Annotated in this window: 23 protein-coding genes; 14 read left to right on the top strand and 9 right to left on the bottom strand. The window is 63.4% G+C overall.

The genetic code is table 11. The features are described from left to right. Position 1: 1 nt before the first annotated feature. Together AC0L3C_RS33645 and AC0L3C_RS33640 are read right to left on the bottom strand one after the other, a co-directional pair. A complete protein-coding gene (locus tag AC0L3C_RS33645) occupies positions 2-457 on the bottom strand; it encodes a cupin domain-containing protein (RefSeq protein ID WP_007601580.1) in 456 nt (151 codons plus the stop codon). Positions 458-486: 29 nt separating this feature from the next. Beyond that, positions 487-1,662: an ABC transporter substrate-binding protein gene (locus tag AC0L3C_RS33640; RefSeq protein WP_027519266.1), complete on the bottom strand. Its 1,176-nt coding sequence runs from the start codon at positions 1,660-1,662 to the stop codon at positions 487-489. 64 nt (positions 1,663-1,726) lie between these two features. Here AC0L3C_RS33640 and AC0L3C_RS33635 point away from each other — a divergent pair, with 64 nt between their 5' ends. The 4 genes from AC0L3C_RS33635 (at position 1,727) to AC0L3C_RS33620 (ending at position 4,747) form a co-directional block, all read left to right on the top strand. Beyond that, positions 1,727-1,918, top strand: a complete 192-nt coding sequence (locus AC0L3C_RS33635) for a hypothetical protein (protein WP_156949011.1) — start codon at positions 1,727-1,729, stop codon at positions 1,916-1,918. Positions 1,919-1,939: 21 nt separating this feature from the next. Beyond that, complete coding sequence (locus AC0L3C_RS33630) at positions 1,940-2,431, top strand: MarR family winged helix-turn-helix transcriptional regulator (RefSeq protein WP_473410153.1); 492 nt, start codon at positions 1,940-1,942, stop codon at positions 2,429-2,431. Between the two features lie 144 nt (positions 2,432-2,575). Beyond that, entirely contained in the window at positions 2,576-4,267 is a 1,692-nt protein-coding gene (locus AC0L3C_RS33625; RefSeq protein WP_473410132.1) for a benzoate-CoA ligase family protein, read from the top strand. Positions 4,268-4,282: 15 nt separating this feature from the next. After that, positions 4,283-4,747, top strand: coding sequence for a RidA family protein (locus tag AC0L3C_RS33620; RefSeq protein WP_199198712.1), 465 nt, complete (start codon positions 4,283-4,285; stop codon positions 4,745-4,747). A 45-nt stretch (positions 4,748-4,792) separates the two neighbouring features. Here the strand turns inward: AC0L3C_RS33620 and AC0L3C_RS33615 are convergent, their stop codons facing one another. Continuing rightward, positions 4,793-5,521 (bottom strand): CBS domain-containing protein, encoded by a 729-nt coding sequence (locus tag AC0L3C_RS33615; RefSeq protein WP_473410131.1) that lies wholly within the window; start codon positions 5,519-5,521, stop codon positions 4,793-4,795. A 185-nt stretch (positions 5,522-5,706) separates the two neighbouring features. On the opposite strand from AC0L3C_RS33615, the gene AC0L3C_RS33610 reads away from it, so the two are divergent. Further along, positions 5,707-6,126: a hypothetical protein gene (locus AC0L3C_RS33610; protein ID WP_473410130.1), complete on the top strand. Its 420-nt coding sequence runs from the start codon at positions 5,707-5,709 to the stop codon at positions 6,124-6,126. Then, positions 6,123-7,973, top strand: coding sequence for a PHA/PHB synthase family protein (locus tag AC0L3C_RS33605; protein WP_473410129.1), 1,851 nt, complete (start codon positions 6,123-6,125; stop codon positions 7,971-7,973). Before AC0L3C_RS33610 ends, AC0L3C_RS33605 begins: the two co-directional genes overlap by 4 nt. Here AC0L3C_RS33605 and AC0L3C_RS33600 read toward each other — a convergent pair. Continuing rightward, positions 7,970-8,941: a CHAD domain-containing protein gene (locus tag AC0L3C_RS33600; RefSeq protein ID WP_473410128.1), complete on the bottom strand. Its 972-nt coding sequence runs from the start codon at positions 8,939-8,941 to the stop codon at positions 7,970-7,972. The two genes, AC0L3C_RS33605 and AC0L3C_RS33600, sit on opposite strands and share 4 nt — an antisense overlap. 12 nt (positions 8,942-8,953) lie before the next feature. After that, entirely contained in the window at positions 8,954-10,486 is a 1,533-nt protein-coding gene (locus AC0L3C_RS33595; RefSeq protein ID WP_473410127.1) for a bifunctional aminoglycoside phosphotransferase/ATP-binding protein, read from the bottom strand. 193 nt (positions 10,487-10,679) lie between these two features. Here AC0L3C_RS33595 and AC0L3C_RS33590 point away from each other — a divergent pair, with 193 nt between their 5' ends. Further along, a complete protein-coding gene (locus tag AC0L3C_RS33590; RefSeq protein ID WP_473410126.1) occupies positions 10,680-11,519 on the top strand; it encodes a universal stress protein in 840 nt (279 codons plus the stop codon). 70 nt (positions 11,520-11,589) lie between these two features. Beyond that, positions 11,590-14,283 (top strand): bifunctional acetate--CoA ligase family protein/GNAT family N-acetyltransferase, encoded by a 2,694-nt coding sequence (locus AC0L3C_RS33585; RefSeq protein ID WP_473410125.1) that lies wholly within the window; start codon positions 11,590-11,592, stop codon positions 14,281-14,283. Positions 14,284-14,292: 9 nt separating this feature from the next. Here the strand turns inward: AC0L3C_RS33585 and AC0L3C_RS33580 are convergent, their stop codons facing one another. Together AC0L3C_RS33580 and AC0L3C_RS33575 are read right to left on the bottom strand one after the other, a co-directional pair. Beyond that, positions 14,293-14,781 (bottom strand): phage holin family protein, encoded by a 489-nt coding sequence (locus tag AC0L3C_RS33580; protein ID WP_027519255.1) that lies wholly within the window; start codon positions 14,779-14,781, stop codon positions 14,293-14,295. After that, positions 14,782-15,048: a hypothetical protein gene (locus tag AC0L3C_RS33575; protein WP_473410124.1), complete on the bottom strand. Its 267-nt coding sequence runs from the start codon at positions 15,046-15,048 to the stop codon at positions 14,782-14,784. 175 nt (positions 15,049-15,223) lie between these two features. Here AC0L3C_RS33575 and AC0L3C_RS33570 point away from each other — a divergent pair, with 175 nt between their 5' ends. The 3 genes from AC0L3C_RS33570 to AC0L3C_RS33560 are packed head-to-tail and all read left to right on the top strand — an operon-like array spanning position 15,224 to position 18,237. Next, positions 15,224-16,360 carry an MlaE family ABC transporter permease gene (locus tag AC0L3C_RS33570; protein WP_027519253.1) on the top strand — a complete coding sequence of 379 codons (1,137 nt, stop codon included), beginning with the start codon at positions 15,224-15,226 and terminating at the stop codon, positions 16,358-16,360. Between the two features lie 2 nt (positions 16,361-16,362). Beyond that, positions 16,363-17,130, top strand: coding sequence for an ABC transporter ATP-binding protein (locus tag AC0L3C_RS33565; protein ID WP_027519252.1), 768 nt, complete (start codon positions 16,363-16,365; stop codon positions 17,128-17,130). A 3-nt stretch (positions 17,131-17,133) separates the two neighbouring features. After that, the gene (locus tag AC0L3C_RS33560; RefSeq protein ID WP_027519251.1) at positions 17,134-18,237 is read left to right on the top strand and encodes an ABC-type transport auxiliary lipoprotein family protein; all 1,104 of its coding nucleotides are present in this window, start codon (positions 17,134-17,136) and stop codon (positions 18,235-18,237) included. A 6-nt stretch (positions 18,238-18,243) separates the two neighbouring features. Here the strand turns inward: AC0L3C_RS33560 and AC0L3C_RS33555 are convergent, their stop codons facing one another. Further along, positions 18,244-18,561: a c-type cytochrome gene (locus AC0L3C_RS33555; RefSeq protein WP_027519250.1), complete on the bottom strand. Its 318-nt coding sequence runs from the start codon at positions 18,559-18,561 to the stop codon at positions 18,244-18,246. Between the two features lie 148 nt (positions 18,562-18,709). Between AC0L3C_RS33555 and AC0L3C_RS33550 the strand changes: the two genes are divergently transcribed. Together AC0L3C_RS33550 and AC0L3C_RS33545 are read left to right on the top strand one after the other, a co-directional pair. Next, positions 18,710-19,420, top strand: coding sequence for a helix-turn-helix domain-containing protein (locus AC0L3C_RS33550; RefSeq protein ID WP_027519249.1), 711 nt, complete (start codon positions 18,710-18,712; stop codon positions 19,418-19,420). Positions 19,421-19,916: 496 nt separating this feature from the next. Then, positions 19,917-20,645 carry a Crp/Fnr family transcriptional regulator gene (locus AC0L3C_RS33545; RefSeq protein ID WP_007601607.1) on the top strand — a complete coding sequence of 243 codons (729 nt, stop codon included), beginning with the start codon at positions 19,917-19,919 and terminating at the stop codon, positions 20,643-20,645. Here the strand turns inward: AC0L3C_RS33545 and AC0L3C_RS33540 are convergent. Next, positions 20,642-21,418: a cyclase family protein gene (locus tag AC0L3C_RS33540; RefSeq protein WP_027519248.1), complete on the bottom strand. Its 777-nt coding sequence runs from the start codon at positions 21,416-21,418 to the stop codon at positions 20,642-20,644. The genes AC0L3C_RS33545 and AC0L3C_RS33540 overlap by 4 nt on opposite strands. A 322-nt stretch (positions 21,419-21,740) precedes the next feature. Between AC0L3C_RS33540 and AC0L3C_RS33535 the strand changes: the two genes are divergently transcribed. Next, positions 21,741-22,712, top strand: coding sequence for a TRAP transporter substrate-binding protein (locus AC0L3C_RS33535; protein WP_027519247.1), 972 nt, complete (start codon positions 21,741-21,743; stop codon positions 22,710-22,712). Positions 22,713-22,842: the final 130 nt, after the last annotated feature.

The following is a 22,842-nucleotide window of genomic DNA, read 5'->3' as shown; positions in this document are numbered from 1 at the left end:
GCTAGCCGCCGGGAGGCGGCGGCAGGAAGTGGATGTTGAACTCGGCCGCCATCGCCACCACGTCCTCGGGCTTCTGTTCCTTCATGTTGTGAAGGCCCCAGAACAGGTCGAACAGCTTGCGTGTCGGTGACACCCAGAACAGCACCTTCGCCGTTTGCTCCGATTTGTTGAAGATGCCGTGCGGCACGCCCATGCCGAGCCGGATCAGGTCGCCCGCGGTCGCCTGTGACTCGGAATTGCCGAGCATGAAATCGAGCTTGCCCTCCAGCATGTAGAGATATTCATCCTGGTCCGGATGAATGTGCGGCGGCACGAACGTGCCCGGCGGCAGCGTCGCATGCCAGGAGAAGCTGTGCTCCGTATTGCTCTTCGGCACATAGGTCTGGCCGAGGATGTTCCAGGAGATGCCCTGGATTCCCTCATTGGCCCGTGTGATGCCGGTGATTTCGCTCTTCATTGTGATCCTCCCTCGACGCGACCTGCGGCTTAGTTCGCCGCCTTGCAGTCCTTGGCGTAGCGGTCGCCGTAATTCTCAAAGACTTTCTGGACGATCTCGGTCTGGAACTTGCCGTCCGCGCGCTTGGCGACTTTGGTAAGGTAGAAATCCTGGATCGGATAGCCGTTGGTGTTGAACTTGAAGGCGCCGCGCAGCGAGGTGAAGTCGGCCTTTTTCAGAGCGGCCGCGACCGCGTCCTTGTTGGAGAGGTCGCCCTTCACGGCCTTGACGGCGCTGTCGATCAGCATCGCGGCATCATACGCCTGGAAGGCGTAGGTGCCCGGCACGCCGTTATAGGCGGCCTCGTAGGCGGCGACGAACTTCTTGTTCTGGGGATTGTCGAGATTGGGCGCCCAGTTCGCGCCGCCGAACATGCCGACTGCGGCGTCCTGCTGCGCCGGCAAGGTCGATTCATCCACCGTGAAAGCCGAGAGCACCGGAATGCTGTCGGCAAGGCCGGCCTGCCGGTATTGCTTGACGAGATTGACCCCGAGGCCGCCGGGCATGAACGTGAAGAGCGCATCGGGCTTCTGCGATGAAATCTTGGAAAGCTCCGGCTGGAAGTCCAGCGTGTTGAGCGGCATGTAGGATTCCTCGACGATCTCGCCCTTGTAGTCGAGCTTGAAGCCGGCGACCGAGTCCTTGCCGGCCTGATAATTCGGCACCATCAGATACATGCGCTTGTAGCCGCGATCCTGCGCGACCTTGCCGAGGATTTCGTGCACCTGATCGTTCTGGTACGAGGTCACATAGAAGAACGGGTTGCAGTCCTTGCCGGCAAACGTCGACGGGCCGGCATTGGGGCTGATCAGGAAGGTCTTCGATTCCGTGACCGGCCGGTGAATCGCCTGGAGGATGTTCGAGAAGATCGGACCGACCACGAAGTCGACCTTGTCGCGCTCCAGAAGGCCCTTGACCTTGGTGACCCCTGCGTCCGGCTTCAATTCGTCGTCGACCACGACGACCTCGACATCGCGGCCGCCCATCTTGCCGCCAAGATCCTTGACCCCGAGCGCAAAGCCGTCGCGAACCTGTTGGCCGAGCGCGGCGGCGGGTCCCGAGAGGGTTACGATCACACCCAGCTTGATTTTCTCCTGGGCGAGGGAAGGGCTCACCGCGGTGCCAAGCAGCAAGGCGGCTGCGGCCAACGTCATTTGCGTCTTCATGATCTCTCCCCCGTGACGACAGGACTTGCGTTGCAAGCCGCTACTCCAATCCAAGTTTATGCCGATGATTGCTGCCGCGGCAAGCGAGCTCAAAGCGTCGTCATCTGCGGGCAGCGGTGCATGCAAGCGGCGCGCCAATTATTTGAAGCCTAAAGAAATCGGCATGCGGTCGATTGTTGCGGCTTTAGGCTTGCAGCCGGCTTCGATTTATTTGAAGCTGAAAATGTTGGGAATCCGTGCCGGGCGCCAATGCTAGGCCGTGAGTGACTGCATCAACATGCTCGATTCCGAGACCAAGGCCGTCGAAACTCCGGAGGATCACGCCGAGGAGCTTCGGCTGTGGCTACGCCTCTTGACCTGCACGACCCTGATCGAGGGCGAGGTCCGCGGCCGGTTGCGGCAGCGCTTCGACGTCACATTGCCCCGTTTCGACCTGATGGCACAGCTCGACAAGGCACCCGACGGCATGACGCTGTCCGACGTCTCCAAGCGCATGATGGTGTCGAACGGCAACGTCACCGGCCTCGTCGAGCGCCTCGTGGAATCCGGTCATCTCGACCGCCGTACGTCGGAGACCGACCGCCGCGTCCAGGTGATCCGGCTGACCAAACTCGGTCGCGCCGAGTTTCGCAAAATGGCCGCGGAACACGAGACCTGGATCGCCGATCTCTTCGCCGACCTGACGCCGAAGGATGTGCGCGAATTGATGCGGCTGCTCGCCAAGACCAAGGCATCGGCGCAGAAATCGGCCGGTCGCCGCCGGGCCTAGTCCGCGGCTGAACGCCCATCCATCCCATTTGCCGCCCGAAAAAGCACGGATGCCCAAAATCCGCTATTGCACGAAATTGCTTTAAGCCTAAAATGTTTCCAAGTTAGTGCTGCCGGGTGCTTTCCATGCTGAAAGGAGCGTGCGATGGCCAACGCCGCCAAGGTTCAAGTCTCGGGCTCGCATGACGACAATGCCGCGACAGCCCATGTCGATACGTTCGCGCGGCAGTATCTTCCGCCACCCGAGCTCTGGCCGGAATTCGTCTTCACGCGACCGGAACTGCAATATCCGCCCCGCCTCAACTGCGTCAGCTACTTCCTCGACCGCTGGGTCGAACAGGGACATGGCGACGCTCCCTGCGTGATCAGCCCGGCCGTCAGCTACACCTATCGTGAGCTGCAAACGCTCGTGAACCGTATCGCCAATGTGCTGGTCGGCAAGCTTGGTCTCGTCACCGGCGGGCGCGTGCTACTGCGCTCGGCCAACAATCCGATGATGGTCGCGACCTATCTCGCGGTGATCAAGGCCGGTGGCATCGTCGTCGCGACGATGCCGCTGTTGCGTGCCAAGGAGCTGTCCTATCCGATCCAGAAGGCCGAGATCACACTCGCGCTCTGCGACGGCAAGCTCGCCGACGAAATGGAGAAGGCGAAAGCCGCAGCCCCCGGCCTCAAGCGCGTAGTCTATTGGGGCAACGGCGCCGGCGACTCGCTCGAGGCGCTGATGGGGGATGCAAGTCCGGACTTCAAAGCTGTCGATACCGCCTCCGACGACGTCTGCCTGATCGCCTTCACGTCGGGCACGACCGGCGATCCCAAGGGCACCATGCATTTCCACCGTGACATGCTGGCGGTCTGCGATGGCTATGCGCGCAACATCCTGCGCGCGGAGCAGAACGATCGCTTCGTCGGCTCGGCACCGCTCGCCTTCACGTTTGGCTTCGGCGGCGTGCTGTTTCCGATGCACATCGGCGCCTCCTTCGTCGTTCTGGAGAAGACGGCGCCCGACGAGATTCTGAGTGCGATCGAGCAGTACAAGACCACGGTCTGTTTCACCGCGCCGACCGCGTACCGGGCGATGATTGCCAAGCTTCCGGGCCGTGATATTTCCTCGCTTCGCAAATGCGTGTCCGCCGGCGAGACGCTGCCGAAGCCGACATTCGATGCCTGGCTGAAGGCAACCGGCATCAAGCTGATGGACGGCATCGGCTCGACCGAGTTGCTGCACATCTTCATCAGCGCGACCGAGGACGAGATCCGCCCCGGTGCGACGGGCAAGCCGGTGCCGGGGTATGAAGCGAAGATCGTCGATGATTCCGGCAATGACGTTCCGCCGGGCGTGATGGGACGGCTTGCCGTGCGCGGGCCGACCGGATGCCGCTATCTCGCCGACGAGCGGCAGCGCAAATACGTCCAGAACGGCTGGAACATCACGGGCGACACCTATCTGATGGATAGCGAGGGCTATTTCTGGTACCAGTCACGCTCGGACGACATGATCGTGTCGGCCGGCTACAACATCGCAGGCACGGACGTCGAGGCGGCGCTGCTCACGCATCCGTCCGTCGTCGAGTGCGGGGTCGTCGGCGCGCCGGACGAGGCGCGCGGCATGATCGTGAAGGCCTATGTCGTTGCCGCGCCGGGCGTAACGCCGGACGCCGGGCTCGTGGCTGCGTTGCAGGAGCATGTCAAACGCGAGATCGCGCCGTACAAATATCCGCGCGCGATCGAGTTCGTGACGCAACTGCCGAAGACCGAGACCGGCAAACTAAAGCGCTTTGCCCTGCGGCAACTGGCGCAGACCGCGGTGACCTCCTCCGGCGTCGCGGCGGGATGAGAGAAGGATAGAGAATTGTCCGTAACGACGCCGAAAGGCCCGCATCTCGCGGTGCTGCCGACAGCAGCCGAGGATGAAACCCGCGCCAGGGCGCAGGTGCTCCAGCCGTCCGGTTGGCCGGTGCCGAAAGGCTATGCCAACGGCATGGCCGCCGAGGGACGCATCGTCGTCACTGGCGGCGTCATCGGCTGGGATGCCGAGGAGCGTCTCGCGGAGGGTTTTGTCGCGCAGGTGCGCCAGACCCTGAGCAATATCGCCGCGATCCTCGCGGAGGCCGGCGCGCAGCCCGAGCATCTGGTGCGCCTGACCTGGTACGTCGTCGACATGGACGAGTATCTGACGAACCTGAAAGAGCTCGGCAAGGCCTACCGCACCATCTTCGGCGCGCACTACCCGGCGATGGCGCTGGTTCAGGTCGTCCGGCTTGTCGAGAAGGCGGCGCGCGTCGAAATCGAAGCCACCGCCGTCATTCCCCGCTGAACCGCGATCGGCGCGCGCTCAGCTTGCCTTGGTCAGCTTGCCTGGTCAGCTTGCTTTGGCGAGGTCATCGTCCTCGGGCGAGTTCAGGTATATTCCTGACATGGTGTCGACCCAGCAGAGATGGTCATGCACCTTTTTCACGCCGCTGACGTTCTCCGCTGCGACGACCGCGGCCTGTCGCGTGCGCTCCTCGGTGATGACGCCGCTGAGATGAACGATGCCGTCGCGGACGATGACGTTCAGCCCAAACGGGCACCAGTCGTTCTTCTCCATGGTATCGATGATGCGGCTGCGAATGTGATCGTCGTCCGCGGTCGGGTCGGGTACGTCTCGGGCGAGGTCCGCCACCGCCTGGAGCAGGTTCGCCCGCGACACGATGCCGACGATTTTGTCGCCGCGGATCACCGGCAGACGCTTCACATTGTTCCGTTCCATGAGATCGACGATCTCGGCAAGCGCCGTATCCTCGGTGATGGTAACCGGTGAAGAGGTCATCACCTCCGAGACCTTGCGGCCGTGCTCGTGGACGAAATCGCTGGCCGATTTGCCGGATCCCAGAATGAACCGCAGCCAGCGCCCGCGTTTGCGTCCCGTTCCGATTTCGCTGCGGCGGATGAAGTCGCCTTCCGAGACCACGCCGACCAGCTTGCCGGCATCGTCCACGACCGTGAGACCGCTGACATGCCGCTTCAGCATGATGTTTGCCGCCTCGACGATGCTGGTGTCGGGGGTAACCGAGATGACCGACCGGGTCATGATCTGATGGGCACGCATGGCGGACTCCGCTGATTGTGATGACGTCTGAAGTTCAGCTTAATCTCGGCATCGCCACTCGATTTGATGCAGGTCAAGCGAGGAAAGTCCGCCGCGGCGGGTGCGTAGCCCGACTTGATGCAGCTCAACGTTCCCGGCCGGGTTGGCTGTACCCTGATTGGAGAAGCACCCCAAGGAGACTGATCGTGAGTGAGCTCGTCCAGTTGCAAGAGCCTGCGGCCGAACCATTGCCTTTAAATCCAGTTGCAGGGCTAGCCAGCGCGAACCAGCGTGCACTGGATACCGCTCTTGGTGCGCAGGGGCTCATATTCGAAGAGGTCGTGTTCATGGCCAACGAATTCCTGGACCGAACGCAAACCGAAACGCATTTGTTTGCGGAGTTCGCGTCGAAACTGGCCGGCTCTCACTCCGTGAAGGATTGGACGACCATGTACCAGGAATGCAGCCAGCATCAGCTCGACTTCATTCGTCGCGACTGCGATCGGTATCTTCGGCATGGCGAACGGGTCGCGGCAGCCATCTTCGTCATGCTCAACCCGCGGTCGCGAGTGACCGGCGCGGGCGCTAACGGAAAGTCCGAAACGAACAAGAATATTCAGCCATGAACGTTGCGCAGGCATCGAACCTCCTGTTGGCTGAACGGCAACTGGCGTCCGAGCCGCCCGTCGATCTGGTAAAGAGTTCCGCAACGCCGGCCGCGGTCGTCCAGCAGCCTATTCCGGCTGCCGATGCGCCGTCCGTGCCCGAACCATATCCGCTCGATCGGGCCTTCCATGCGATGCTGGCGCGATTCACGGGTGGAATTTCGCCCTTAGCGCTGTCGCTCGCCTATCTCGATTGGAGTTCGCATCTTGCAGCAGCACCGCAGCGCCAACTGGAAGGGGCGCGCGACATCGTTCGGGACACCACCCAATATTTCGACGCAGTCGCGCATGCCGCTGCACCAGGCCAAAACCCCTGGTCGGTGATCAAGCCTCAAGCGCAGGACCGTCGCTTCGCAGGGCCGTTATGGCAAAGCCCTCCTTTCAACTTGATGGCGCAGTCGTTTCTCCTCGGAGAGCGCTGGTGGCACGATGCCGCGACCGGCGTACGTGGCGTCACGCCCGCGAATAAGGCAATCGTCGAGTTCTCAGGGCGCCAGATGCTCGACATGCTTGCACCATCGAATTTTGCCGCCACCAATCCCGAGGTCCTTCAGAAAGCCTTACAGAGCGGAGGAGAGAATTTCGTACTCGGCTGGCAGAACTGGTCCAGGGACTTGATGCGCATACTCTCCGCGGGGAAGCCGGCAGGCAACGAGCAGTTCGTTGTCGGCAAAACCGTCGCGACGTCGCCCGGTAAGGTGGTTTATCGCAACGAGCTGATCGAGTTGATTCAGTATCATCCCACCACCGAAAAGGTGCGGCCGGAGCCGATCCTGATCGTGCCAGCCTGGATCATGAAATACTACATCCTCGACCTGTCGCCGCGGAACTCGCTCGTCAAATATCTGACCGGCGAGGGTTTCACCGTATTTGCGATATCCTGGCGCAATCCGAGCGCGAGCGATCGCGACGTGGCGTTTGATGACTATCGCACATCGGGCGTCCTTGCTGCGCTGGATGCGATCGCCTGCATCTTGCCGCGCCGGAAAGTTCATGCTCTTGGCTACTGCCTCGGTGGCACGCTGTTGTCGATCGCGGCCGCCGCGATGGCGCGCGACGGCGATAACCGGCTGAAGACGATCACGATGCTCGCTGCGCAGACAGATTTCACCGAAGCGGGCGAGCTGACGCTTTTCATCAACGAGAGTCAGGTCTCGTTTCTCGAAGACATGATGTGGGAGCGGGGATATCTCGATACGACGCAGATGGCGGGCGCCTTTCAGCTGCTGCGCTCCAACGATCTAATTTGGTCGAGGCTCTCGCACGACTATCTGCTGGGCGAGCGCGCACCGCCGAGCGACTTGATGAGCTGGAACGCCGACGCTACGCGCTTGCCCTATCGCATGCACTCCGAATACCTGCGCAAGCTGTTCCTCGGCAATGACCTGGCTGAAGGTCGCTACCGCGTCGACGGCAAGAGCATATCACTCTCCGACATCCACGCGCCGATGTTTGTCGTCGGTACGGTCAGGGACCACGTAGCCCCGTGGCAGTCCGTCTACAAGATTCACTATCAGGTCGATGCCGATGTGACCTTCTTGTTGACGAGTGGAGGTCATAACGCCGGCATCGTCGCGCCTCCTGAGGAGCCCAGGCACAGCTACCAAGTCATGACCAAGGCGGAGGATGCGCCCTACGTCGACCACGATGAATGGCTGAAACTGGCACCGCGCGCACAGGGATCTTGGTGGCAAGAATGGTCCAGATGGCTGACTGCCCGCTCTGGTGAACTCGGTGAGTCGCCACGGATGGGGTTTGGGAACGTCGACAGCCTGCCCGATGCGCCGGGAGACTACGTCCACACCTAGTCCTCAGGCTCCGCATTCGGCGCAAGGTCGGCGGAGCGGAACGGCTTGGCCTTGTCGAGTTTCTGGTAGGCGCGCGAGGCGGTCCGCAACAGTTTCTTTTCGCGCTTGCGATTGCGGAAGCGAATGCCCGCCTCGGGGACGGTCTCGTTCAACGACGCCGCCAGGGCCTGCCCTCGCGCATCGTCGTTCAATTGCCCGAGAGATTTTTGCGCCTTGCGCAATTGCTTGAGGATCGACTTCTGCTTGGCCAGCGATTCGTCGGCGAATAGGTCGTCCAAGGACTCGATCGAATAGGTCAACCGCTTGTTGAGAAGCCGCAGCTTGTGCCGCTTCTCGACGTCGAGCTTGCGGAGCTTGCGCGCTTTCTTGAGCAGCGTCTTTTCCCATTCCGTGAGTTTCGCTGTTGCGTGGTCGGCGAGCGTGCAGCGGCGCAGCCTGATGGCTTCCTTGCTGCGCCGGGTCGACCACGGGCCGCTCTCGATCCAGGCTGACGTCTGTCCGACAAGACGGCGATACCGCGCGGATTGCAGCGCGCGCGCCAGCTGGCGATGGCTCTCGGCGCGCTTCTCGTCCCAGTGCTGGAGCTCGGCAATCACGGTCAACTCGCCGCCACTTTCGGCGATGACCCGCTCGATCGCTACGTCGAGGTCCCGTACGATGCCGAGTTGGCTGTTCAACCATTTCAGTTCGGTCCAGACCTCCGGCCGCACGGCGTCATCGACCATCGGCGAGAAGAAGCGGATGGCGGTGCGCAGATGCGTGAGTGCAATCCGGATCTGGTGCAGCGCCTCGGGGTCGCCGCGGCAGGTGCCGTCATGCTGGGCGAGAACAGCGGCGAGGTGACGGCGGGTGATGATCCGGAAGGCCGTGTCGCAGACCATGCTGGGGCTGAGGCGGCCGGGCAGGACATTGCGCCTCGCCGAAGGCTTAACGCGCGCGGCCGTCGAACTCGTGCTGGGTCGCGCCATTTGCAGATTGCCTTACTTGCTCCCGGCGATCGCGTCCCGGCAGTTCTGGAGCGTCTGCTCTTGCGTCCCGGATGCATCGATGGTCGCCCAACCGACATGGCCGATATTATAGTGCTCTTGCAGCGCGGCAACCTCCTGCGTGGCGTCGGATGCGTCGCCCCGGCGGCCGCCGATCCGCGCCTGCCGGGTCGCAAGGTCCGCAACCAGAAAGAGGCCGCTTAGCGGCACTTTGCGCTCGCGCGCCAGTGCGGCGACCGCGTCTCGTTCGTCCTCGCGGGCGAACACGCCATCGATGATCGCTGAATGGCCTTGCGCCAGCACCCGCCCGGCGTGCCGAGCCAACATGTCGTAAACGCGGGCCGTGACCTCCGGCGTGTATGCGGATGCCGGCAGCCGGTCCGTGTCCTCGACCCCGAACATCTGCTTGCGGACGAGGTCGCTGCGCAGTACGACGGCCCCCGGCTGCGGCGTAACCTCCGGCGCGAGCGCGCGTGCCAAAATCGTCTTTCCGGTGCCTGACAATCCGCCGATTGCAATCAGCCGGGGAGCGGGAGGATGGATCAGCGCGCGGGCGAGGCCAAAATAGCGCCGTGCCCCGTCGAGAATACTGGGATCATCGGAATGCGGCGGCTTCAGCCGTGCGAGCGCGACCTGGGCGCGGATCGCCGCCCGGATGGACATGAATAGCGGCAGTGCGGAGAGCGCGTCGAGATTTTCGACCGGAGTCGCGGCGAGATAGCGGTTCAGCACGATGTTGGCCGCGCGTGGCTGATCGTGGTGCAACAGGTCCATCAATCCGAATGCGAGATCGTAGAGGACGTCAGTGGTTGCGATCCGGGCGTCGAATTCGATGGCGTCGAACAGCACCGGCCGCTCGTCGATCGACACGATGTTCGCAAGATGCAGGTCGCCATGGCAGCGGCGCACGAAGCCTTGGCGGCCGCGCTCTTCGAGCAAAGGCCGGAGGCGGAGGAACATTGCTTGCGAGTCTCTGCCGAGTTCTGCAATCTCTTCGGTTTCGAAATGATTGCCGGTCCGCAGGCCATCGCTGTTGCCATCGATCAGGCCGGGAATGGAGGAAACCCATGCATATCCGTCGGCGCGAACAGCCTGCGCATGCGAAGCCACGATCGCGTCGGCGACAGCCGAGGCAAAATTTGCATCCAGCGGGCCTGCCTTGGCCAGATGATCCAGCGTCCGGCTTTCGTCGAAGCGCGACATCTCGACCGCATACTCGAGCGGCCGGCCACTTCCGTCGATCTTCACCGATCCATCGGGCTCTTCCGTGATCGGCACGACGCGGTGATAGATCTGCGGCGCCAGCGGCCGGTTGATCCTGATCTCCTCCTCACACGCCGCCTTGCGCTTCTCGAGCGTCGAATAATCGAGGAACGGAAATTTCACGGCGCGCTTGATTTTCAGAGCGCGCTTGCCTTCGAGAAAGACCGAAGCTGCGTGCGTATCGATCCGCCTCACGTTCGGATGCCCAGCGGAATTGGTGAGCGCCGCAAAGATCCGGTCCTGGGTCGCAGAATCGTCGGTCATTCCAGCTGGTTCGTCCAGATGCGTCGGAAGGCGGCTCGCCCCGGGATCAGGGTAATCCATAGAAGCAGATCGCGGCCAGTCCTTGACTTCGGTCAACGCCTGTCTCCCTCCGACCGGTCGGAGCTCCCGGGCTTGACGAGGATCAAGCGTCCCAACCAAAGCCAGCCTATTCTGGCGCCTGAGGAGAATCCCGATGCCGATCAAGGACGTCTTTCTGCCGCTCGTCGGCCAGCCACGCGGCCCGGCCCTTGCTGCGATCGAGAAATGCGTGGCCGTTGCCGCCGACCTCGGCGCCAGGATCACCGCGCTTGCGCTCGAAGAGGATGTTTTCGTGCGGCCGAAGGTGATGTTCCCGGATGATTCCGATGCGGCCGAGGCAAACGGATCGCTTGGGGCGGGCGACACGCAGGATCTCCTGGGTGCGTTCACCCGTGCAACCTCCCGCACCGGCATTCGCGCTCAAAGCCGGTCGGCCAGGGTGCCGGCAGACCAGATCGCGTCAGTCCTGGCCGAATATGGGCGCTTCAGCGATCTCACGCTGGTCCCCGTAAAGCCACACGACAGCCGAACCGAGCACATCATCGAGACGCTCCTGTTCGAATCCGGGCGGCCCGTGCTGCTCTGCCCGGAGCAGCATGTGGACGAACTGCGCCCGGAATTCGAGAACATCATGATCGCCTGGGATCACTCGGCGCGTGCGGCCCGGGCGGTCGGCGATGCGCTGCCTATCCTTCAGGCAGCGGCCCTAGTCCGCGTGGTGACCGTGGCGGACGACAAGTCCGAGGCGATCGTGCAATCCGGGACGGCTCTCGTCGATCATTTGAGGGAACACGGGGTCTACGCCTCGTTCGAAACCGCGAAAGGCAACGGCAGCTCGGTTGGCAAGGTGCTCGGAAGCTGGGCGAATTTCCATGCCATCGATGCGATCGTGATGGGCGCCTACCATCATTCGCGCCTGAACGAAATCGTTTGGGGCGGTGTGACAAAGACTGTCATTGGCGAGCCACCGTGCTGGGTTATGATCTCGTACTAGGCGGGTCGCCAGTCTATCGGGCTTGATCGTCAACCATCGGAACCGCCACCGACCGGGCGCATTTGCTTTCATGTCAACCTATCGTCTGAAGAACCTGCTGTCGCCGCGTTCGGTCGCGCTCGTTGGTGCCAGCGCCCGCCCGGTCTCCGTTGGACGCGCCGTTCTGGAGAACATACGTAAGGCTGGATTCACGGGGCAGTTCGGCCTCGTCAATCCGCGCCATGCCGAGATCGGCGGCATCGCGGCCGTGGACAGCCTCGATCAACTGCCGTTCGTGCCCGAGCTTGTGGTCATCACCGCGCCGGCGCGCGCGGTTCCCGGCATTGTCGATCAAGCCGGGCGACGCGGCTCGGCGGGTGCCCTGATCGTCTCGGCCGGGCTCGGTCACGGACCGGGGTCCCTGCACGAGGCCGCCATCGCTGCGGCCCGCAAATACGGCATGCGGCTGATCGGGCCGAACTGCTTGGGCATCATGATGCCCGGCGTGAGCCTCAATGCGAGCTTTGCCGCGCACATGCCGGGGCCGGGGAATCTCGCGCTGATCTCGCAATCGGGCGCGATCGCGGCCGGTATGGTCGATTGGGCCGCACAGCGCGGCGTCGGCTTCTCCGGCATCGTCTCGATCGGCGATCAGATCGACGTCGATATTGCCGATCTGCTCGACTATTTCGCGATGGATCACAAGACCCGCGCGATTCTGCTCTACATCGAAGCCATCAAGGACGCCCGCAAGTTCATGTCGGCCGCGCGTGCCGCGGCGCGTGTGAAGCCCGTTGTCGTGGTGAAGTCCGGCCGAATGGCGCAAGGCGCGAAAGCGGCCGCCACCCATACCGGTGCACTCGCGGGCGCCGACGCCGTCTATGACGCGGCGTTCCGGCGCGCGGGCGTCCTGCGGGTCTCCGATCTCCGCGAGCTGTTCGATTGCGCCGAGACGCTCGGCCGCGTCGAATCGCCGGCGGGAAAGCGCCTCGCCATCCTGACCAATGGCGGCGGCATCGGCGTCCTCGCTATCGACCGATTGGTAGAGCTCGGCGGCATTCCGGCGACCATCTCGGCGGACGCCCGAAAGAAACTCGATGACGCGCTGCCGCCGACCTGGTCCGGCGCAAATCCCGTCGACATCGTGGGCGACGCCGATGCGTCGCGCTATGCGGCGGCGCTGGAGGTGCTGCTCGCCGATCCCGACAACGATGCGGTCCTCGTCCTCAATGTGCAGACCGCGATCGCCTCGGCTGCCGATATCGCAACGATGGTGACCGAACGCGTCAAGGCATATCGCGAGAAGCACCGCAGTTGGGCCAAGCCGGTGCTTGCCGCCTGGATCGGGGCAGACCAGAACATCATCGAAACACTGTCCGGCGCGGGCATCCCGAACTATCCGACCGAGGACGACGCCGTGCGCGGCTTCATGTACCTTGTGAGGCATCGCGAAGTCGTGGAGGAGCTGAGCCAGGTTCCACCCGCAATGCCCGATACGTTCGTGCCGGACGCACGTGCTGCGAAGCAGATCGTCGCTGCTGCCATCGCAGATGGCCGCCAATGGCTCGAACCCGTCGAGATCAAGCACCTGCTCGAAGCCTACGATATCGCGATGGTGCCCACACACGCCGCGGCGGATGTCGAGCAGGCGGTGGCCTACGCGAAAGACATCTTTGCGCAAGGCGCCACCGTCGTGCTGAAGATCATGTCGCGCGACATCGTCCACAAATCCGATGTCGGCGGCGTCGTGCTCAATTTGACCACGCCCGACGCGGTGCGCGCCGCCGCCACCGACATCTTCGCCCGGGCAAGCAAGCTGCGTCCGCAAGCCCGCATCGAGGGCGTCATCGTGCAGGCGATGGTCGTGAAGGCGAAGGCGCGCGAGTTGATTTTGGGCCTCGCCGACGATCCGACCTTCGGCACCGTCGTCGTGTTCGGGCGCGGCGGGACCGCGGTCGAGATCATCAACGACAAGGCGCTTGCGCTGCCGCCGCTTGATCTGCAATTGGCCCGCGACCTGATCGACCGCACGCGTGTGTCACGGCTGCTTCGCGCTTACCGGGACGTGCCGGCGGTGAAGCCCGACGCCGTCGCCATGGTCCTGGTCAAGCTGGCGCAGATGGCCGCCGACATTCCCGGGATCCGCGAATTCGACATCAATCCGCTGCTGGCGGATGAAACCGGCGTGACCGCGGTCGATGCCCGCGTCGCGGTCGGGCTGCCGCAAAGGAAGTTTGCGGGCTCCGGCGCTGCCAATTTCGCCGTTCGGGCCTATCCGTCGCAATGGGAGCGCCGCCTCAAGCTCAAGGAGGGCTGGCGGATCTTCGCGCGGCCGCTGCGTCCGGAGGACGAGCCGACCATCCACGCATTCCTGCGTCATGTCACGGCGCACGACCTTCGCCTGCGTTTCTTCGCGCCGATGAAGGAGTTCACCCACGAGTTCATCGCGCGCCTGACCCAACTCGATTATGCACGCGCGATGGCCTTTATCGCGTTCGACGAGGCGACCGGTGAGATGGTTGGCGTGGTCCGACTCCACTCGGACTCGATCTACGAGAGCGGTGAATATGCGATCCTGTTGCGGTCCGATCTCAAGGGCAAGGGTCTGGGATGGGCGCTCATGCAGCTGATCATCGACTACGCGAGATCGGAGGGGCTCAAAGCGATCTCCGGTGATGTTCTCAGGGAGAACACCACCATGCTCGAAATGTGCCGGCAGCTCGGCTTCGAGGTGAAGCCGGATCCCACCGAACCGGATATTTGCGACGTCAGGCTGAAACTCTGAGCGCGACCGCTATGAGCGCGCTTCAGCCGGATTTGCGGCGGGGGCCTCGTTGGCCGTTTTCCGCAAAGTCTTGATCAGGACCGCAATCAGCGGCACCAGCACGGGCAAGATCGTGCTGAGCGGATGATGTACGGCCCCCGACACCTGGGCCTGGAATGTGCGTGCCTCGAGCTGAAGTGCTTCGATGGATGCGCCGTGAATCTCGTTGGCGAGTTCGATGTCGCAGCCTGCAGGAGGCCGGCCGGCAATCACAAAGAGAATTGCGGCGATGGCAAAATTGACGGTGCCGAGGATGGCCGCCGCGCCAATGGCACTCCAGATCTGCACCAGTGCGAAATAGGCGGAGAGCTCCAGCATCAGGAGCCCGAATGCGGCGATCAGCGCCGCAAAGGCGCGCAGGCCGAGGCCGATCAGCAGGTGGCGCAGCCTGATGTCCGCGATGATCCTGTCGGTACGCCAGAGCACACGCAGATGTTTGACGACATTTTCCGTGTTCACCTAGTGCCTCCGCAGCATGAAGCCGACGACCACGCCGAGCGCGAAGGCCGAGGCAAGTGATGTGATCGGGCGGTCCGTAATGAGGCCCTGAAGCTGCTCCTGCTCCTCGTCGACGGTCTCGCCGAGCGCAGCCTTGATCTGATCGGCAAGCGCCTCCGCACGGGCTTTCGAACTGTCGAACATCTCCTCGCCGGCGGTGCTCAGCAAGCGTGTGACGTCAACCTTCAGCGTGCGCAGTTCTTCGCTCATCCTGTCGCTGTCGAACATGGATCTGATTTCCCCGTTGATGGAATCAAACTTAGGACCCGCCGGCGCGACCGCGCTTGATTTGCGTCAAGGAGGCAGACGCGTCGTGGTCTTGAGACAGGTCAAACCGGCTGCCACATGCCGGCCTAGAATGACCGGCTGAATGGGGACCCGGTTGTCCCGATGAGGTGGAAGCGTGAACTCCGAACCGCTGTTGCTGGCAACGCCCTCCGGCGAAGAGCTGAAATTGTGCCCGGAAGGGCCGTGGATTGCCGCGAATGTGTCGATGCTGGAGACGTTGTCCCGGTCGGTCGGGGCGGATGTCGATCGATCCAGAACCGTGACGCTGGACATGTCAGGCGTCAGCGCGCTCGACACGCTCGGCGCCTGGGTCCTGGAAAAGCTGTCGCGCAGAGCTTCATCATCCGGCAGGTCGGCCGAGTTTATCGGTGTCGCCGACCATTTCAGTGGCCTGATGGACGAGGTGCGTCAGGTCAACCGCCACACGCCGGCGCCGACGCCCGCACCCAACCCTGTTCTGCTCAGGCTGAACGATCTCGGCAAGTCCACGGTCGGCGCGCGCGAAGACATCACGATCTTTCTTCAAATGCTGGGCGCGCTGTTCATGGCCGTGATCGGCGTGCTGCGCCGGCCGCGCTCGCTGCGACTGACATCGTTGATCTATCAGCTCTACCGCATCGGCTGGCAGGCCATCCCCATCGTCGTGCTGATCACCTTCCTGATCGGCGCCATCATCGCCCAGCAGGGCTTCTTCCATTTCCGCAGGTTCGGTGCGGAGTCCTACACTGTGGACATGGTCGGCATCCTGGTGCTGCGCGAGCTCGGCGTGCTGATCGTCGCCATCATGGTCGCCGGCCGCTCGGGAAGCGCCTACACCGCCGAGCTCGGCTCGATGAAGATGCGCGAGGAGATCGACGCGCTCTCGACCATGGGCCTCGATCCCGTCCACGTCCTGATCCTGCCGCGGGTTGCGGCCCTGGTCATTGCGCTGCCGATCCTTGCTTTCATCGGATCGATCGCCGCACTCTATGGCGGCGGCCTGGTCGCGCAGTTCTACGGCGGCATGGCGCCGGCGATCTACATCGCGCGGCTGCACGACGCGATCTCGGTCGCCCATTTCGAGGTGGGCATCCTGAAGGCGCCGTTCATGGCGCTGGTGATCGGAATCGTCGCCTGCAGCGAGGGCTTGCGCGTGAAGGGCAGCGCCGAGTCGCTGGGACGACAGACCACGACGTCGGTCGTCAAGTCGATCTTCCTGGTGATCGTGCTCGACGGCCTGTTCGCAATCTTCTTCGCCTCGATTGGAATGTGATGATGGGCGAATCGCAGGAGCAGTTCGCGATCCGCGTCCGCGACCTCGTGGTCGGCTTCGGCCGGCAGACCGTGCTCGATCATCTGTCGCTCGACGTGCGCCGGGGTGAGATCCTCGGACTCGTGGGGGCGTCCGGTGGCGGCAAGTCGGTGCTGATGCGAACTATCATCGGCCTCATCCCGCGCCAAGGCGGGACCATCGAGGTCACGGGACGGCCGATCGGCGGCCGCACCGAAGGCGCGGCCACGACATGGGGCATCCTGTTCCAGCAGGGCGCGCTGTTCTCCTCGCTGACGGTCCGGCAGAACATCCAGTTTCCGCTCCGTGAGAATCTCGTCCTGTCGCAGGAGCTGATGGACGAGATCGCGATCGCCAAGCTCGAAATGGTCGGACTGCGGGCGCAGGACGCCGATAAATATCCGGCGGAGCTGTCCGGTGGCATGACCAAGCGCGTCGCGCTGGCGCGCGCGCTCGCACTTGATCCGCCGATCCTCTTCCTGGACGAGCCGACTTCGGGCCTCGATCCCATCGCGGCGGGTGATTTCGACGCGCTGATCGGGACCCTGCAAAAGACCCTCGGCCTCACCGTGTTCATGGTCACCCATGATCTGGCGAGCCTGACCACGGTCTGCGATCGGGTCGCCGCTCTCGCCGATGGCAAGATCGTGGCGATCGGTCCGATGCGCGAACTGCTGCAATCCGAGCATCCCTGGGTGCGCGCCTATTTCCATGGCAAGCGCTCGCAGATGCTGCAACACGAGATGAGATGAGACATGGAAACCCGCGCTCCCTACGTGTTGATCGGCAGTTTCGTCCTGGCGGCGATCCTCGCTGTGTTCGGCTTCGTCTATTGGCTGAACAACACCGGCGGCATCGGACCGCGCACGAGCTATCACGTGCAATTCCAGGGCCCGGTGCCCGGTCTTCTGGTCGGCGCCGGCGTGCTGTTCAACGGCATCCGCGTCGGTGAGGTCACCCAGCTCGGGCTTGCGCCGGACAATCCGCGCTTCGTCAATGCGACGATATCGGTTGCTTCAACCACCCCGGTGCGCGCCGACACCAGGGTCGGGCTCGATTTCCAGGGACTGACCGGCGTGCCGGTGGTGACGCTGGAGGGAGGCATCATCGTCACCAAATCCGGCGAGCCCCCGACCCTGATTGCCGAGGCCGGAGCGGGCCAGAGCATGACGCAGGCCGCGCGGGATGCACTGCGGCGGGTTGACACCGTGCTGGAGGACAATTCGGGCCCGCTGAAGGACACCATCGCCAATCTCAAGACCTTCTCCGACGGGCTTGCGCGCAACACCGGCAAGATTGACGGCATTTTGGCGGGCCTGGAGAAGATGACCGGCGGCGGAACGCCGGCGCAGAAAGTCACCTACGACCTGCGCACGCCGCAGAACCTCGGTCCGGCCGGCAAGACGCTCTCGGCGTCACTGGCGGTCCCCGAGCCGACCGCGGTCGCCATGCTGCAGACCCAGCGCATGCTGTTCGCCCCTGGCGGCGACAATCCGGGCTTTGCCGAGTTCCTCTGGGCCGACAGCATTCCCAAGCTGGTGCAGGCGCGGTTGATCGACAGTTTCGAGAACTACGACATCGCCCACGCGCCATTGCGAACGGCCGATCTCGGGCAAGCGGACTATCAGCTGCTGATCGACATCAGGCGCTTCCGCATTGCCACCGAAGGGGAGACACGGGTCGAGATCGGCCTGTCGGCCCGGATCGTCGACAAGAACGGCAAGGTGATCGCCTCGCGTCTCGTCGAGACCAGCGAGAAGCTCGACAAAGTCGAACCGGTCCCAGCGGTCGCAGCGTTCGATAGGGCCTTCACGCGTATCGCGAAAGAGCTGATCGGCTGGACGGTGCAGGCGGTGTGAGGCCGGCTATTCCAGGGTCTTGAGGTAGGACAGGAGATCGTGGATCTGGTCCGGACTGAGCTCGAAGGCCGGCATGTCGGCGTGGCCGGTGTTGATGCCCTCGGCCAGCGCCTCCCCAAGGCTCTCGATCGGATAGCGCTGGTGCAGGGCCCGCAGCGGCGGTGCGATCTTGAGCGGACTGTTCGACGCACGGTCGATCGCGTGGCAGCGCGCGCAATTGGCGCGCGCAAAGGCCTTGCCGCGTTGTTCGGCGGTCGGGGCCGCCACGGCAGGCGTCATCAGAAGCAACCCGATCAACCCGTGACGCAGCGTTCCTTGCAGCATGTAAAGTGACCCCGTTTAAGTCTGGGAGAAGAATAGGGCGGGGATTCCCTCCAAAATTGATCTGGGTCAACCGGCTTTGGCGCAGTGCAGTAAAATGCAGCTGCGCGGCGGAATGGGCCTGATGGGCAGCCGGCGCTTGGAGCGGTCGATGAAGCCCGTAGTCACGATTGAGCCGAACTGGCAGCTCTGCAGCGATTGCGCCGTTCGGGCATCAGCGGTTTGTTCGTCGTTGGATGCGGTCGAGCTTCGGGAATTCGAACATCTCGGTCGGCGCGTCCATTTTGCCTCGGGCGAGACCGTGTTCTCCGAGGAGGACATCACCACCTCGTTCTACAATCTCATCGAGGGCGTCATGCGGCTGTACAAGCTGCTGCCCGACGGCCGCCGGCAGATCGTGGGCTTTGCCTTGCCCGGCGATTTCCTGGGGATGAATATCTCGGGCAGGCACAATTTTTCGGCCGATGCGATCGGCGCGGTGACCGTGTGCCAGTTCGCGAAGGTACCCTTCGGCCGCTTCATCGAGGACCGGCTGCACCTCCTCAGGCGGATCAACGAGCTGGCAATTCGCGAGCTGAACCAGGCCCGGGACCACATGGTCCTGCTCGGCCGCCGTTCGGCGGACGAAAAAATTGCGGCCTTTCTGCTGGGCTGGCGCGAGCGGCTGGTTTCGCTGAAGGGGGCGTCGGACACGGTTCCGCTTCCGATGAGCCGCCAGGACATCGCCGACTACCTCGGCCTGACCATCGAGACCGTCAGCCGCACCTTCACCAAGCTGGAGCGCCACGGCGTGATCGAGATCATTCATGGCGGGATCAGCCTGCTCGATGCGGCAAAGGTCGAGGCCTTGGCCGCAGCCTGATTTCGACGCAGCGCGGCTCGATTTTGATCGGGATCAATGCATTCGGCCGGGTGCCTCGAATAATGCCTGAAACCACAGGGGAGGGCATCATGCCGGCTGACGCGTTGCTTATGAGCATCTTTGTCGTGGCAATCTTTGTCACATTCGCCGGGGCACTGGTCTGGGCAGACCGGCAAACCAGTCCAGGCCGGCTCAAGTCAGACGTCAAGCGTCAAAGCTCCTGAGATCGCGGTCGCATTTGCGGCGCCCGCGGCGTGGGCTATGCCGTGCGAGTCCGGGAGGGTTGGCAGCGCCTCAACGCAAGGCGGCGTGCGGCGCCTGCAACTCTGCATCGCCTAGGACGCATTGGCTCATCCTTCGGCTGCCGGCTTCGCACCTGACCGCGGCATTTTCGCCGCGTTTGCCTCAAATCGAGAGCATGCTTTCCGGTTGAAAAACTGGGCTACACTGACTACGCAGGGACCCCAGTGCCTCGCAGTCTTAGGAGCCCAGTGGCGTGCCTCAGGACAAGACCGGCGACGACCCCCGACAAGCGGCGGGGAATAAATTATCGGTCCTGCGCAAGCACCCGATCTTTGCGGATCTGGAGCCGGAGGCGCTGGATCAGCTCTGCCGTTACGCCAAGCACACCACGGTGAAGCGCGGCGCGACGATCGCCGCCAAGGGCGATCCCGGCAACAATCTGTTCGCGGTGATCACTGGGACGGTGAAGATTTCCTCTTCGTCGCCCGACGGCCGTAACGCCATTCTCAATCTGATCGGTCCCGGAGAGATCTTCGGCGAAATCGCGGTGCTCGACGGCGCCCCGAGGTCGGCCGATGCGACCGCCAACACCAATTGCGAGCTCTACATCATCGATCGCCGGGACTTCCTGCCGTTCGTGAAGAGCCAGCCGGCGCTCGCAATGAAATTCATCGAGCTGCTCTGCGCGCGCCTGCGCTGGACCAGCCAGCAGGTCGAGCAGGTGATCCTGCAAAATCTGCCGGGCCGGCTCGCGAGCGCGCTGCTCGGCCTCACCGAAGAGCGCAAGTTCGACTCCGGCAGCGGCACGCTTGCCATCACGCAACAGGAGATCAGCGAGATGGTGGGGATGACGCGCGAGAGTATCAACAAGCAATTGCGCGCCTGGGCGGGCCGCAACTGGGTTCGCCTCGAGCACGGCGCCATCGTCGTGCTCGACATGGATGCCTTGCGCGAACTCGCCGAGAGCGGGCTCGACAGCTAGCTGTCGATGATCGCGACGGCGCGGGTCCAGCCCGCGGAGGCCCGCTCGATCTTCACCGGAAAGCACGAGACCGTGAACCCGGTCGAAGGCAGCTGGTCGAGATTGTGCAGCTTCTCGAGATGGCAATAGCCGATGTGCCGCCCCGCCTTGTGGCCCTCCCAGATCAGGCCGGCATCTTTCGTTTCGGCGTATTTCTTCGCGGTATGGACGAAAGGCGCGTCCCAGCTCCAGCCGTCGGTGCCGGTCAGCCGCACGCCGCGTTCGAGCAAATACATGGTGGCCTCATAGCCCATGCCGCAGCCTGAGCTGACATAGTCGGCTTGGCCGAACCTGGCGCCGGCGCCGGTGTTGACGACGACGATCTCCAGCGGCGACAGCGTATGCCCGATCCGCCTCAACTCCTTCTCGACGTCGTCGGCGCTCGCCACATAGCCATCGGGGAGACGCCGGAAGTCGAGCTTCACGCCGGGCTGAAAGCACCATTCCAGCGGCACCTCGTCGATCGTCCATGACGGCTCGCCGCGATTCATGGTCGGATGGAAGTGCCAGGGCGCATCGAGATGCGTGCCGTTATGGGTCGAGAGCGAGACCTGCTCGACGGCCCAGCCCTGGCCGTCCGGCAGGTCCTGTGCCGTGAGGCCCTCGAAGAACTGCAGCATCCGCGGCAGGCCCTGCTGGTGATCGATGTACTGGATCGTCGGGTGATTGCCCGGCGGATCCGCCGTCACGTCGTTTCTGAGCGGCACGGAGATGTCGATCAACTTCCGCGGCATGGGCATTCCTCGGGATGGTCCGTTTTGTTTCGCAGCATCTTGAGGGGGCCCACCGGCGGCGTCAAGCAACGCGCATGAACGCTTGCCGCGCCAGACGACAGATGATTTCGGAAAAACTGGACGATGGGCCGGTTGTCTGCCCAAAGCCGGCTTGATCCATCGATGCAACTCTAGCATCGATCGATGCCGGATTTGGCTTGGACAGAGAATGCCGCGCGCCCTAGGGACGACAATGGCGCTTGACTTCACACCGGAAGTGGAGCGACCCAAGGCGGCCCGCAGCATCTGCCCAACGACATAATCAACTCAGGAGGAAGCTCAGATGAAGATACTTACCGGGGTCATCACAGCCGCTCTGATGGCGGTCTCAGCCCCCTTGGCGACCGCACGCGATTTCCGTTCCGCCGACATCCATCCGGCCGATTATCCGACCGTCGAGGCCGTCAAGTTCATGGGCAAGCAGCTCGCAGCGGCGAGCGGCGGCAAGCTCGGCGTGAAAGTGTTCCCCAACGGTGCGCTGGGCTCCGAGAAGGACACCATCGAGCAGCTCAAGATCGGCGCACTCGACATGATGCGGATCAACGCATCGCCCTTGAACAACTTCGTGCCGGAAACCATCGCGTTGTGCCTGCCCTTCATCTTCCGGGACACGCAGCACATGCGTACCGTCCTTGACGGGCCGATCGGCGATGAGATCCTGGCGGCCATGGCGCCCGCAGGCCTGATCGGTCTCGCCTATTACGACAGCGGCGCCCGGTCCATCTACACCGTCAAGGCACCGATCAAGTCGCTCGCGGACGTCAAGGGTCTGAAAATTCGCGTCCAGCAATCCGATCTGTGGGTCGGCATGATCCAGAGCCTCGGGGCCAATCCGACCCCGATGCCGTATGGCGAAGTCTATACCGCTCTCAAGACCGGTCTGGTGGACGCTGCCGAGAACAACTGGCCGTCTTACGAGTCCTCGCGCCATTTCGAGGCCGCCAAGTTCTACAACGTCACCGAGCACTCCCTCGCGCCCGAAGTTCTCGTGATGTCGAAGACGGTCTGGGACACGCTGAGCAAGGAAGATCAGGCGATGGTCCGCAAGGCGGCCAAGGAATCGGTTCCCGTCATGCGCAAGCTCTGGGACGAGCGTGAGCAGGCGTCCCGCAAGACCGTTGAAGCGGCCGGTGTTCAGGTCGTGACGATCGCCAATAAGGCGGAGTTCGTCGACGCGATGAAGCCGGTGTACGACAAGTTCGCCGGTGACGAGAAGCTGAAGGGCCTCGTCAAGCGTATCCAGGACACGAAGTAAGACCATAGCGTCGGGGGGGGGGGGGCGGGCGCGGGGCCCCCCCCCCCCCCCGGGGGGGCGGGGCGGCGGGGCGGCGGGGGCCCCCCGAGCACCCCCCCCACCACCCCCCCCCACACCCCCACCCTCCCGC

This window comes from Bradyrhizobium sp. WSM4872 (assembly GCF_055811715.1).
This window is presented reverse-complemented; position numbering and strand designations above follow the sequence as displayed.